Source organism: Streptomyces sp. CNZ287 (genome assembly GCF_007827615.1).
Genome location: NZ_VISV01000011.1, coordinates 132,134 through 144,948, shown reverse-complemented (window position 1 = coordinate 144,948; position 12,815 = coordinate 132,134). Strand labels below are relative to the sequence as shown.

The window sequence follows — 12,815 nt, the reverse complement described above, 5'->3', positions numbered from 1 at the left end:
CCGGTGAAGGAGAGGATCGGGCTGCATGGGGCGAAGGCTCGTACCGCTCACCCTGGACAATCTCCCGGACTTTCCCCGGCGGTGCCGCTCGTGCGTCTTCTGGGAGCTGGATCCCGTCAGCGGTGAAGCCGCCGTCAAGTCCGGGCACCCGGAGCGGGAGAAGGAGGCCTGGATCTCCTCCGTCCTGCTGGAGTGGGGCTCCTGCGGCCGGGTCCTCTACGTCGACGATGTGCCGGCCGGGTTCGTGATGTACGCCCCGCCCGCCTACGTGCCCCGCTCCCTCGCCTTCCCGACGAGCCCGGTGTCGGCGGACGCCGTCCAGCTCATGACCGCGTGGCTGAACCCGGGATATCAGGGGCAGGGCCTGGGCCGGACCCTCGTCCAGACGGTCGCGAAGGATCTGCTGCGCCGGGGCGTCAAAGCCGTCGAGGCGTTCGGGGACGCGGCCTGGAAGGAGCCCGCGTGCGTGCTGCCGGCGGACCATCTGGTGGCGGTCGGCTTCAAGACCGTACGCCCCCACCACCGCCATCCCCGGATGCGGTTGGAGCTGCGCTCCGCGATCTCCTGGAAGGAGGACGTGGAGCTGGCGCTCGACAAGCTGCTCGGCGGCGCACGCAAGGATCCGGTGCTGCGTCCGCTCTGACTCCGCGTCCCGGCACGACGAAGGGCCCGTCCCTCACGGGGACGGGCCCTTCGGCTCCCGCGGCGGCGTTTCACACGCCACGCGCACGTTTCACGTGAAACGAGGTTCGCTTCGTCAGCCGATGAACTCGCTGAGGTCGCGCTCCAGGGCGGTCTTCGGCTTGGCGCCGACGATGGTCTTCACGACCTCGCCGCCCTGGTAGACGTTCATCGTCGGGATCGACATGATCCCGTACTTCGCGGCCGTCGCCGGGTTCTCGTCGATGTTGAGCTTGACGATGGTGATCTTCTCGGGGTTCTCCGCGGCGATGGCCTCCAGCGACGGAGCGATCTGGCGGCACGGGCCGCACCAGGCAGCCCAGAAGTCGACCAGTACGGGCTTGTCGCTCTTGAGGACCTTCTCCTCGAAGTCCGCATCGGTTGCGGTCACCGTGGCACCGGCCATGGCGTACTCCTTACGTCGTTGTGCGTTGATGGCTGCTGGGTCTCAGACGGCGTCTGCGACCTTCTCCGGCTCCGCCGACTTCTCCTTGTCGGCGATTGCGGCGAGGTAGCGCTCGGCGTCCAGCGCCGAAGAGCAACCCGTCCCGGCGGCGGTGATCGCCTGGCGGTAGGTGTGGTCGACAACGTCGCCCGATGCGAAGACCCCGGGGAGGTTGGTGCGGGTGGAGGGGGCGTCGACCGTGAGGTAACCCTCCCCGTCGAGCTCCAACTGCCCCTTGAACAGCTCCGTGCGCGGGTCGTGCCCGATGGCGATGAAGAGACCCGTGACCGCGATCTCGGACTCCTCGCCGGTCTTGGTGTTCCTGAGGGTCAGACCGGAGAGCTTGTCGCCGCCCTGGATGGCGGCGACCTCGCTGTCCCAGATGAACGAGATCTTCGGGTCCGCGAAGGCCCGCTCCTGCATCGCCTTGCTGGCGCGCAGGCTGTCCCGGCGGTGGACGACCGTGACGCTCTTGGCGAAGCGGGAGAGGAACGTGGCCTCCTCCATCGCGGTGTCGCCACCGCCGACGACCACGATGTCCTGCTCGCGGAAGAAGAAGCCGTCACAGGTGGCACACCACGAGATGCCCCGGCCGGACAGCTCGTCCTCCCGGGGCAGCCCCAGCTTGCGGTGCTGCGATCCGGTGGAGACGATCACGGTCCGCGCTCGGTGCACCGTGCCCGCGGTGTCGGTGACGGTCTTGATGTCGCCGGTGAGGTCCACGGACACCACGTCGTCGGGCACGAGCTCGGCGCCGAAGCGCTCCGCCTGTGCCCGCATGTTGTCCATCAGATCCGGGCCCATGATCCCGTCACGGAACCCCGGGAAGTTCTCCACGTCCGTGGTGTTCATGAGCGCGCCACCCGCGGTGACGGCGCCTTCGAAGACCAGCGGCTGCAGCGCGGCGCGGGCGGTGTACAGCGCGGCGGTATAGCCCGCCGGCCCCGAGCCGATGATGATCACGTTGCGAACGTCGCTCACGGACTCTTCCTTGTCTACGACCGGCTGCCTGAAGGGGTGGGGAAACGCTTGCGTCCTGTCCCTCTCACCCACCCAACGGATCCTACGGGCCGGACATTCCCGCGGGCGGGTGGGCGCGGCTCAGGGTCGCTGGAAGGTGTCGCTGTGCAGAATCTCGCCCGGCTGGTCCGGGGAGGCTGCGCAGGAAGAATCCACCACGTAGGCGTCCACTCGCTGAGCGTCGCCGGGGTGCGGCAGCACGACGACGTAGGCGGGGGATCCCTCGTACGTGTCGGTCTCGGCCGCGAGTGGCGCTTCGGATCGGTTGAGGGCGGCCCGTACGCACTCGGGCACCTGGGGGTCGTCCCCCTCGGCGACGAGCGGGTCGTCGCCGGTGTCGGCCGTGCCCTCGCCGGCGCCGCCGCCCTCGCGTCGCTCGGGCTGCTGGAGCATGCCGAGGACGCGGGTCTCCAGTGAGTCGGCGCCCAGCGGCCCCTGGCTGCCGGCGCTCGGCGCGACCTTCGGGGCGTTCCCCTGGGACTGCTCTTGGTTGGCCGTCATGTCTGCGGCGCTGTCGTCGTTGCCTCCGCTCTCCGGGAGCTGGAAGAGGACGACGGTGAGTGCGACGAGCGCGGCCGCCCCGGCGGCGCCGAGGAGGACGCGCGGCCAGCGCCGGGCGGGCCGGCCGGGGCCGGTGGCGTCCGCACGGTGTGCGGCGGGCCGGCGGTGCGAGCGGCGGGATCGTGTTTCACGTGAAACAGACTCGCGCGGCGCGGGCACATGGGTCTCCGGCGGCGCGGTTTCACGTGAAACATCGACGGCGGACACATCGGCGTCGTAGCGCGCCTCGGCCGCCAGTGCGGCATCGATACGCCCCGCGATCTCGGCAGGCATCGGGGCGGGCTCCGGGAGGCTGCCGAGGAGCCCGCGTACGCCGTCGAGGGCGTCCCGGGTCTCACGGCAGGTGGCGCACTCGTCGAGATGGCGGTGGAGCTGCTGCGTGCGGGCGGGGGAGGTCAGGCCCTCGGCGAGGTCGGCCAGTTCTTCGACCTCCGGGTGCCCGTCGTCGGCGCCGGAGGACCGCGGGGGCTGCGTCATGGCTTCTCACCTCCACCCTTCGCCGCGCGTACGTCGTGCTGCTCTGCCGTCGGTGGGACGGATGTCCCCTGCGCCGGGTTCCGTCCGCCCGCCCCGGAGTCGGCGGCGGACAGCCGCAGATGACGTACGAGAGGGAGGAGACGGGCACGGCCGCGGGCGCAGCGACTCTTCACGGTACCCGCGGGAACGCCGAGGATGTCGGCGGCCTCCGCGACGGGATAGCCCGCCATGTCGACGAGCACCAGGGCGGCCCGCTGCTCCACGGGCAGGGTCGCCAGCGCCTCGCGCAGCTCCCGGCCGGTGTCCTCCCGCTCCGCGGGCGCCTCGGCGGACTCCTCCGGCTCCAGCAACTGCTCGAAGCGCTCGGTGTCCGCGACCGGTGCCGCGCGGCGGCTGGCGGCCTTGCGGGCCCGGTCCAGGCAGGCGTTCACGGTGATGCGGTGCAGCCAGGTGGTGACGGCGGACTGGCCGCGGAAGGTGTGCGCCGCGCGGAAGGCGGAGAGCAGCGCGTCCTGCACCGCGTCCGCGGCCTCCTCGCGGTCGCCGAGGGTGCGGAGCGCCACGGCCCACAGCCGGTCCCGGTGACGCCGGACGATCTCGGCGAAGGCGTACGGGTCCTCACCGGAGACATGGCGGGCGAGGAGTGTGCGGTCGTCGACGTCGCCGCCGCTGGCGTTCTCCAACGCCGACCCCTCCCCCTGATCGAGTACTGCGCGCTCAGCTCCGAACCTGGATGTCGGAGATCTTGCCACGGAAGTTGCCCTCGTTCGACGGCGGAATCTCCGTGAGCCACAGCAGAACGTACTGGGTGACGACCGGCTTGGTGGGCTTGAGCGTCAGATTGGTGCCGTCCGCCGCGTCGAACTCCTCGAAGCCGGAGAGGTCCGTCGGCATCGACCCGGTTTCCTGCGGGGTGGCCATGGCCGTCAGCTTGCTGTCGCCGATGAGGGACACCTTCACGCTGCCGACGCGCTGGGGCTCACCGAGATCCAGGACCAGCCCGACGCCTTCCTTGAGGTTCCCGAAGACCGCGCTGGTGTACCACTTGGTCTCCCAGTAGCTCGACGGGTCGGAGTCGTAGGCCGCGGGCACGCTGCTCGGGGACTCGCTGCCGGTGCCGTACGGGTCGAAGTCCCGGGCGCTCTCGATCTCCACCGGCTTGCCGCCCTCGCGGCCGCCGCCGGATCCCCCGCCCCCGCCGCCGGGCTGGGCCGCCGAATTGCCGGTGTCGCCGCCGCGGCCGTCGTGGTTGATGAGGGCGTCGGCGAGCTGCCAACTGCCGAGGGCGAGCGCGACGATCAGCAGCACGGACACGCACCACTTCACGGCCTTCCCGGTCCGCCCCGGCAGCGTGGGCGGGGCGGGCGGTGGCACGGCGGCGACGGGGCGCGCGGCGGGCCCGGGGCGGCCGCCGCTCTGCGCGTAGCCCTGCTGGTACGTCGTCTGCTGGTACGGCGCGGACCGCGGGAACTGCGGCTCCGGTGGGCGGATGCGCGGCAGCTCGGCGCAGGCGGCGCTCAGCTCCGCGGGCGTCGTGCACGGCCGCGGGTGCTCCGCGGCGGCGGGGGAGCCGGCCGCGAGCGCGCGCATCGCCAGCTCCGAGAGCCCGCGGTGCACCCCCGCGCGCACCTTCTCCGGCGCGATGAGGCCCACGTGCTTGGGCAGCCCGACAAGCCCGTAGGCGTCCCCCTCGTACGGCCAGCGGCCCGTCAGCGCGGCGTACAGCAGCGCGCCGACGGCCTCGGTGTCGGTGCGCTGCGGGTCGTCCGCCTCGGTGCCGTGCAGCGCCGCGTGGATGGAGAGCCCGCGGATGCGCCACTGCCCGCTGCCCGTCCGCAGCACGGCCGACGGGGTGAGCCTCAGGTGCGCGAGGTCCTTGCGGTGGGCGGCGGCCAGCGCCTGGGAGACCTGCGTGACGAGCTCGTACGCCTCGTGCGGCTCCATGGGCGCGCCGCCGGCGAGCAGCGTGGACAACTCGGTGGCGTCGGGGAGCCATTCGTGGACCACGTAGACGACGTCGTCCTCCTCGACGGCGTCGAGGATCTGGACGAAGCGCGGGTCGCCGATGAGGGCCGCGGCGCGGGCGGCGTCGAGGACGGCCTCGGCGTGGTCGTGCCCGGCGGCCAGGACGTGGATGCCGACGGCGCGGCGGAGTTTCTCGTCGACCGCGCGCCAACTGCTGAAGCCGTCGAGGCGGGTGACGCACTCCTCCAGCCGGTAGCGGTCGGCGAGCTTGTGGCCGCTGTGCATGTCGGCGACCGGAACGCCGGCCCGCGGCGGTCCCTCGGGCGCGGGCGGCTTTCCTGCCGAGGAGTCCGGTGCGGGCGGCTCCGCGGCGGCCGGCCGCGTATCACCGGCTTCCGTCTCGGCGGCTGCCGCGGCGCCGGAGTCGGGGGCTGCCGCGGCACGGGCCCCGGCAGCGGGCGCCTCCGTGGCGCCCGTTGGGTCTTCCGTGTCCGCCGCCTCAGTCGTGTCGGCCGCATCGCTGCGGTCGTCCGCCGAGCCGTCGACGGCTGCCGTGCTCCGTTCCGCCACCGCCGTTCCTGCCTCCCCAACTCTCGTGTCGTGCAGCCGCGCCATGACAATTGTGCCTACAGCCTCACGTCATCCACGACACACGGCGATGACGGAAGGTTGTGCCCCCGGTTACCGGCCGAGGCGGCCGCGGACCATCCCCATCATCGCGTTCAGCTCCTGGATCCGCATCCGCCGGGCGGCCACGTAGAAGATCGCGCCGAGGACGAGTGAGCCGACGACGAGCGCCGCGAGGGACCCCGTGACGCCCTCCCCGAGCTTGTCCGTCACGGCCCACGCGGCCGCGCCGCCGGCGAGCGCCGCCGGGATGCTGGCGCCGATGAGGCGGGCGTACGTGCGGACGACGTGGGCGCCGTCGAGGTCGTTGGTCCCCATCCGCTGCTTCAGCCGCCGCCAGGCGACGCCGACGCCGACCACGTAGGCGACGCCGTAGCAGGCGGCCATGCCGATGACCGCGTGCCGGTCGGGGAGGAGGAGGAAGGAGATCGCCGAGCCGGTCGCGAAGACCGCGGCGACGATCAGGGTGTTGTAGAAGGGCGTGCGGGTGTCCTCGTAGGCGTAGAAGCCGCGCAGGACGACGTACTGCACGGAGAAGGGGATCAGCCCGAGGCCGAAGGCCATCAGGACGTACCCGATCGAGGTGGCGGCGTCGCTGCCGACCGCGGCGAAGAGCAGGGTGCACATCGGGATGCCGAGCGCGACGAGCGCGAAGGCGATCGGCACGATGGCGACGGCCGAGGTGCGCAGGCCGTGCGAGATGTCGTCGCGCACCGCGTTGGGGTCGCCGTCGGAGGCCGCCCGGGAGATGCGCGGCAGCATCGCGGCCATCACCGACACCGTGATGATCGCCTGCGGCATCTGCCAGATCAGCAGCGCGTTCTGGAAGGCCATGATGCCGGTGCCCTTGTGGCCCACCTCGGCGGCGGACTCGCCGGCCCAGGTGGCGAGCTGCGTGACGACGAGCATGCCGGCCTGGTTGGCGAGGACGAAGAGGAACGTCCACTTGGCGAGCTTGGCCGCCTTGCCGAGGCCGTGGCCCTTCCAGTCGAAGCGCGGCCGGATCCTGAAGCCCGTCTGCCGCAGGTACGGGATCATCGCCAGCGACTGCACCACGAGGCCCAGGAGCGTGCCGACGCCGAGGAGCCGCACGCCCTCCGCCGGGATGGTGGTCTCGTCCATCGCCGAGGAGTCGGAGGTGCCGTAGACCCAGAGGAAGAGGCCGAAGGTGGCGATGATGACGATGTTGTTGAGGACCGGCGTCCACATCATCGGGCCGAAGCTGCCGCGTGCGTTGAGGATCTGCCCCATCACCACGTGGATGCCCATGAAGAAGATGGTGGGCAGGCAGTACTGCGCGAAGGTGATCGCGACCTCGTTGGAGTGCGGGTTGTCGGCGATCTTCACCGACATCGCGCGGATGAGCAGCGGGGCGGCGAACACCGCGATGAGGACCATCCCGCCGAGGATCACCGAGACGAGGGTCAGCAGCCGGTTCGCGTAGGCGATGCCGCCGTCGGGGTCGTTCTTCATCGCGCGCACGAGCTGCGGGACGAAGACGGAGTTGAGGCCGCCGCCGATGGTGAGGATGTAGATCATCGTCGGCAGCGTGTACGCGACGGTGTAGGTGTCGCCGAGGACCGCGACGCCCAGGGCCGCGGAGATCACCAGCGTGCGCAGGAACCCCGTGATGCGCGAGACGAGGGTGCCGGCGGCCATGACGGCGCTGGAGCGCGCCAGGCTCGCGACGCGGCCGCCGCGGCGCTGCGGCGGTACGGGCGCGGGCGCCGCCGCGGGCTGCGGCTGGAGGCCCGGCGGCGGCTGCGGGGCGCGCTGGTCGCGGAAGAGGTGGGCGAAGGCGTCCGGCTCCGGCTGCGCCGGTCGGCCGGCCCCGGTGACGAGGTCGTCCATGCCGACGAACTGGGTGGTCTCGTCGCCGTAGCGCAGGTGCCGGGTGGGTCCGTCGGGTTCGGGCGCGGGCGGGTCGGCCCACTGCCGGGGGTCCGTGCGGTAGTGCGGTGAGGGCGGCTGCTGGTACGGCGGCTGGGCGGCGGGCCGGCTGCCCGCGGGCGGCGGGGGGTGGGCGGCGTGGTCGTAGAACGCGTCGCCGAGGGGGTCGGCGCGCTGCTGGTACGGGTCGGGCGCGTAGGCGTCCTGGAGGTACGGGTCGTGGGAGTAGGGCGCTGACGGGCCGGGCGCGCCCTGGGCGGCGGTCTGGGCGTACGGGTCCCGGGGGTCGGCGTGCGGGTGCTGCGGCTGCCCGCCCTGGGGGTGGTGCGGCTGCTGCGGGTAGTGCGGGGCCCGGGGGTCGCTCTGCTGGTACGGGGAGCGGGGGTCGTGCGGCGCCTGGGGGGCGGAGGGCTGCGGGCCGGCGGCGTACGGGTCGGCGGGCCGGCCGTAGGGGTCCTGGCCCTGCCTGCCGTACGGGTCGGGCGCGTGCTGGCCGCCGGGCTGCCCCTGGTACGCGGGGGGCGTGGGGGGGCCGTACTGATCGGGGTGGGCCTGCTGCGGAGGGCCACCGTGCTGCGGCGGTTGCGGCTGCCCGTAGTGGGGCTGCCCGCCGTGCTGGCCGGGCTGTGCGTGCTGACCCTGCTGGCCGGGCTGTGCGTAGGGGTCCTGTGTCCCCGGGTGGGCCTGGGGCGGGTGCTGGGCGTAGGGGTCGGCAGCGGCGGGGTGTCCGTAGTGGCCCGGACCTCCCTGGCCGTACGGGTCGGCGGCCGGCGGGGCGTAGTGCTCCTGCGGGTACTGCGCGTACGGGTCCTGGAGGGGCTGCGCGTAGGGGTCGGGCGCGTACGGATCGGCGTTCTGCTGATCGGCCGGGGACTGCGGGTGGGCAGGCGGAGGCGACCCGGCGGGCGGAAGGTTCGCGGGATCGCCGGTGCCCTGACTGCGGTCACCGTCGTACGGCGCGTTCATCGACACCCCACAAGGGTCATGGCCGGCCTGGAAACGGCCTGGTCGTTCTCACCGCTCCACTCTCTCACTGGCACCCGACCGGGCACCGCTTTCCGTGTCGGTGTCGTCGGCGCGGTCGCCCCCGGTGTGGTGCGTTCCGTGTGCCTCCTTGTCGGCTTCCCCGGTATCGCCGTCGCTACCGGGATCCGCCGAGTCCTCCGGGCTCCCGGCACCGCCGGTGCCGCCGCCCCCGTGCCCGTTTCCGTCCTCGTCCCTGTTCCCGTCCGCCTCTTCGCCCGTCTCCGCGGTCCGGGCGGCGCGCTTGCGCTGCGAGTACATGCGTACCCCGGCAAGGACGAGCAGCAGGATCCCGGCGCCGATGACGAGCAGCACCGTGGAGGTGATGGACGTCACCTCCACCTGGAAGGTCTTCTTTGCACCGAAGGGCCTGCCGTCCGCGGTGTAGAGCTGGGCGGTGATGGTCACCGGGCCGCTGGCCCGCGCGGACGCCTCGAACTTCACCGAGGTGCTGTGGCCGCCCGCCACCTCGATGGACTGCCGCTCCTCCTCGATCCGCAGCCGGCTGGGCACGTCCGACGTCAGCCGCAGCTCCAGCCCGCGGACGTTCTGCAGGAGGTTGTTCTGCACCGTCACCGGGATCGTGCCGCTGTTGCCGGACAGCGTGAGGTCCGACTTGTCGATGAGCTGCACCTGCGAGGTGAGGTCCTCCAGGTAGCCCTGTACCTCCCGCCGGAACGCCTCCGCCTCCGTCTTCCGCCCGCGCCACTGCGTGGACATCTCGCGCAGCAGCGCGTTGCCGAAGGGAACGGTGACCCGGAGGCTGTTGTCGAGGATGACGGAGAAGTTGTCGAGGTGCTGCCGGGTGTCGAGGATCCGCTCGAAGGCCGCGCGCGGGATCTCCTGCTTCCGCAGCTTCTTCGGATACGCCCCGGTGCTCGGCACCGCCCGGTTGGCGCCCGGGTCCGCCGGCTCCACCGCGGCGCTGCTGAGGTTCAGCGGCGTCATCCACGTGCTGGTGTCGAGGCCGCCGAGTGCCTCGGCCATCGCCTGCACCTGGCCGAGCGTGGGTGTGCGCTGCGGCGCGACCACGATGCTGCGCTGCAGATTGGGCTGCTGTAGCGTCGTCACGAGGGTCTGGGCCAGGTACTCCTGGATGGCCAGGGAGTAGGTCTCCGCCCGGCTCATGTCCCCCTCGAAGGCCCGGGAGAGCTGTGCGTCGGCCACCAGCGCCTTCCGGCCGCCGCCGATGGGGCGGGCCGCGGTCGGCGTATACGACAGGCCGCTCTCGGTCATGCTGTCGCTGCGGGCGAGGATCCACTGCGCCCCGGCCGCGCCCGCGACGCCGACGATGCGCTTGTCGATCGCGCCCTCCGCCGGCCAGGCGAGGTCGGTCTCCGGCTCCAGGTGGAGCTCCGACTCGACGGTCGTACGGGCCAGAGTGGTGGCGTCACCGAGCTGATCGAGGGTGCCGGAGACCTTGCGGCCGCGATGGGCGATGGCGGCCAGGTCGGGGTCGCCGAAGGGGAGCGCGACGACCTCGCGGCCCTTCACGGCGTTCCGCAGGTCGGCCAGCCACTGCCGTGCGGTGTCCTGGCCCTTGCCGGGGACGGTCTCGCCGTCCTCGTCCACCACGTTGTACGCCTCCGTCATCGCGGACGCCGTGGCCAGCAGGTCCGGGTCGATGACCCAGGTCACGGGCAACTCCTCGCCGAGCGCGACCATCTGCTGCAGCCGGCCGCCGGGCTCCATCTGCTCCAGCAGCCGGTCGCTGGCGAGCACCGGCGTCTGTGTCTGCTGCTCGTCCGGCTCGGTGCGCGCGGTGAGCTGGGGGGTGGCGATGACGGGCCAGACGAAGGTGAGCCGGGTCTTGGTCGACAGGTCGTCGGGCTGCCAGGGGAGGAAGGTGTGCTCGATGCCGAGCACCTGCTCGTAACCGGCGGCGGCGGAGGTGCCGCTGAGGGAGACCGCGAGCTGGTAGACGCCGGGCGCGTCCAGCGGCAGCCGGTTCACGGGGATCGTGATGCTGAAGTCGCGGCTCATCCCGGGAGCCAGGGTCTTCAGCTCCTCGGTGCCGGGGCCGTCGATCTCCGTCCCGTCGTAGTCCGAGAGCCAGCCCGTGCGCTCGGTGGCCTGGGTGACCTCGCTGCGGCTCGTCAGCGGGCCGCTGAGGCGCAGGGAGACATGCGGGTCGGTGATCTTGGCGTCGGTCTTGTTGGTGACCTTGCCGGAGACCGTCAGATCGTCGCCCCCGGAGGGGACGGAGGGGTTCAGATAGTCCACGGACACGTTCACCGAGCGGGAGCCGGACGGCTGCGCGTGGGCCGTGCCCGCCGTCGGGATCTGCACCAGTGCGGCCGGCAGCAGCAGCGCCACGAGCAGCAGGGCGGTCAGCAGCCGCCGGTGGGCCGGGGGACGGGCGGGAGAGCCGCCCGGGGACCCGGTCAAATGTGCCAGCTCGGCCACGCGCTCGCCCGTCCTCATAGTCCTCGTGCCCGGCCCGCGGCCTTGTGCCGCCTGCCTTGGACCCCGATGGTAACGAGGTACGGGACGCCGGGTGGCGGGGACCGCGTCAACCTCCGGGCGCTCCGCCACCCGATCGGCACCCGGGCCGAACGGAGAGGCCGCGGAGGGTGGCCAGTTGCGGTCCCGCGGCGCACGGGCCGTACCCTGTTCTGTTGTGCCGAATGCCCGCGAAGACCACCGAACCCAGCAGGCCACGCTCAGCCGTGCCCAGCGCAGCGCCGTCAGCGAGCTGCTGCGCGTCTCCCCCGTCGCCGACGACTTGGCGCACCGCTTCCAGGACGCCGGCGCCCGGCTGGCGCTCGTAGGCGGCTCCGTCCGGGACGCGCTGCTCGGCCGGCTCGGCAACGATCTCGACTTCACCACCGACGCCCGCCCCGAGCGGGTGCTCGACATCGTCCGCCCCTGGGCCGACGCGGTGTGGGAGGTGGGCATCGCGTTCGGCACCGTCGGCTGCCGCAAGGGCGAGCTGCAGATCGAGATCACGACGTACCGCTCCGAGGCGTACGACCGGACGTCCCGCAAGCCCGAGGTGTCGTACGGCGACTCCATCGAGGAGGACCTCGTCCGCCGCGACTTCACGGTCAACGCGATGGCCGTGGCGCTGCCGGAGAAGGAGTTCGTCGACCCGCACGGCGGTCTGGACGACCTGGCGGCCCGGGTGCTCCGCACCCCCGGCACCCCGGAGGAGTCCTTCGGCGACGACCCGCTGCGGATGATGCGGGCCGCACGGTTCGCGGCCCAGTTGGGCTTCGAGGTGGCGCCGGAGGTCGTCGCGGCGATGACGGACATGGCCGCGCGCATCGAGATCGTGTCCGCCGAGCGGGTGAGGGACGAGCTGAACAAGCTCCTCCTGGCACCCCGCCCGCGCCTGGGTCTGCACCTCCTCGTGGACACCGGGCTGGCCGGGCACGTGCTGCCCGAGCTGCCCGCGCTGCGGCTGGAGCGCGACGAGCACCACCGGCACAAGGACGTCTACGAGCACTCCCTGATCGTGCTGGAGCAGGCCATCGCGCTGGAGGAGAGCGGGCCCGACCTGGTGCTGCGCCTCGCGGCGCTCCTCCACGACATCGGCAAGCCGCGCACGCGCCGCTTCGAGAAGGACGGCCGGGTCTCGTTCCACCACCACGAGGTGGTGGGCGCCAAGATGACCAAGGCCCGGATGACGAAGCTGAAGTACCCCAACGACCAGATCAAGGACGTCTCCCGCCTGGTCGAGCTGCACCTGCGCTTCCACGGCTACGGCACCGGCGAGTGGACCGACTCCGCCGTGCGCCGCTATGTGCGCGACGCCGGGCCGCTGCTGGAGCGGCTGCACAAGCTGACCCGCTCCGACTGCACCACGCGCAACAAGCGCAAGGCGCTGGCCCTGCAGCGGGCGTACGACGGGCTGGAGGAGCGCATCGCCCGGCTGCAGGCGCAGGAGGAGCTGGACGCGATCCGTCCCGACCTCGACGGCAACGAGATCATGAAGATCCTCGGCATCGGCCCCGGGCCGGCGGTCGGCGGCGCGTACCGGCACATGCTGGAGCTGCGGCTGGAGCACGGGCCGATGGGCCACGAGGCGGCGGTCGAGGCGCTGCGCGCGTGGTGGGCGGAGCAGAACCCGCCGGCGTAGGGCCTACGGGTCCGTAGGCCGGCGGCGTACCAGAACAGCGGCAGC

At 72.4% G+C, this 12,815-nt stretch carries 9 protein-coding genes; 2 read left to right on the top strand and 7 right to left on the bottom strand.

Features of this window, described 5'->3' with window-relative positions:
* The first annotated feature begins 25 nt into the window (after nucleotides 1-25).
* Nucleotides 26-643: a GNAT family N-acetyltransferase gene (locus FB457_RS20770; protein WP_047016797.1), complete on the top strand. Its 618-nt coding sequence runs from the start codon at nucleotides 26-28 to the stop codon at nucleotides 641-643.
* A gap of 114 nt (nucleotides 644-757) precedes the next feature.
* On the opposite strand, the gene trxA is transcribed toward FB457_RS20770, so the two are convergent.
* The 7 genes from trxA to FB457_RS20735 form a co-directional block, all read right to left on the bottom strand.
* Nucleotides 758-1,117 carry a thioredoxin gene (trxA, locus tag FB457_RS20765; RefSeq protein ID WP_346429540.1) on the bottom strand — a complete coding sequence of 120 codons (360 nt, stop codon included), beginning with the start codon at nucleotides 1,115-1,117 and terminating at the stop codon, nucleotides 758-760.
* 12 nt (nucleotides 1,118-1,129) lie between these two features.
* Complete coding sequence (gene trxB, locus FB457_RS20760; protein ID WP_047016795.1) at nucleotides 1,130-2,107, bottom strand: thioredoxin-disulfide reductase; 978 nt, start codon at nucleotides 2,105-2,107, stop codon at nucleotides 1,130-1,132.
* 120 nt (nucleotides 2,108-2,227) lie between these two features.
* Entirely contained in the window at nucleotides 2,228-3,184 is a 957-nt protein-coding gene (locus tag FB457_RS20755; protein ID WP_145782782.1) for an anti-sigma factor, read from the bottom strand.
* A complete protein-coding gene (gene sigM, locus FB457_RS20750) occupies nucleotides 3,181-3,867 on the bottom strand; it encodes an RNA polymerase sigma factor SigM (RefSeq protein WP_145782781.1) in 687 nt (228 codons plus the stop codon). Before sigM ends, FB457_RS20755 begins: the two co-directional genes overlap by 4 nt.
* Before the next feature lie 34 nt (nucleotides 3,868-3,901).
* Entirely contained in the window at nucleotides 3,902-5,719 is a 1,818-nt protein-coding gene (locus tag FB457_RS20745) for a protein kinase family protein (RefSeq protein WP_145782779.1), read from the bottom strand.
* Between the two features lie 111 nt (nucleotides 5,720-5,830).
* The gene (gene murJ, locus FB457_RS20740; protein ID WP_047020121.1) at nucleotides 5,831-8,632 is read right to left on the bottom strand and encodes a murein biosynthesis integral membrane protein MurJ; all 2,802 of its coding nucleotides are present in this window, start codon (nucleotides 8,630-8,632) and stop codon (nucleotides 5,831-5,833) included.
* Between the two features lie 48 nt (nucleotides 8,633-8,680).
* Nucleotides 8,681-11,077 carry a DUF6049 family protein gene (locus FB457_RS20735; protein WP_145782841.1) on the bottom strand — a complete coding sequence of 799 codons (2,397 nt, stop codon included), beginning with the start codon at nucleotides 11,075-11,077 and terminating at the stop codon, nucleotides 8,681-8,683.
* Nucleotides 11,078-11,309: 232 nt separating this feature from the next.
* Between FB457_RS20735 and FB457_RS20730 the strand changes: the two genes are divergently transcribed.
* Nucleotides 11,310-12,770 carry a CCA tRNA nucleotidyltransferase gene (locus tag FB457_RS20730; RefSeq protein WP_047016791.1) on the top strand — a complete coding sequence of 487 codons (1,461 nt, stop codon included), beginning with the start codon at nucleotides 11,310-11,312 and terminating at the stop codon, nucleotides 12,768-12,770.
* Nucleotides 12,771-12,815 lie beyond the last annotated feature (45 nt).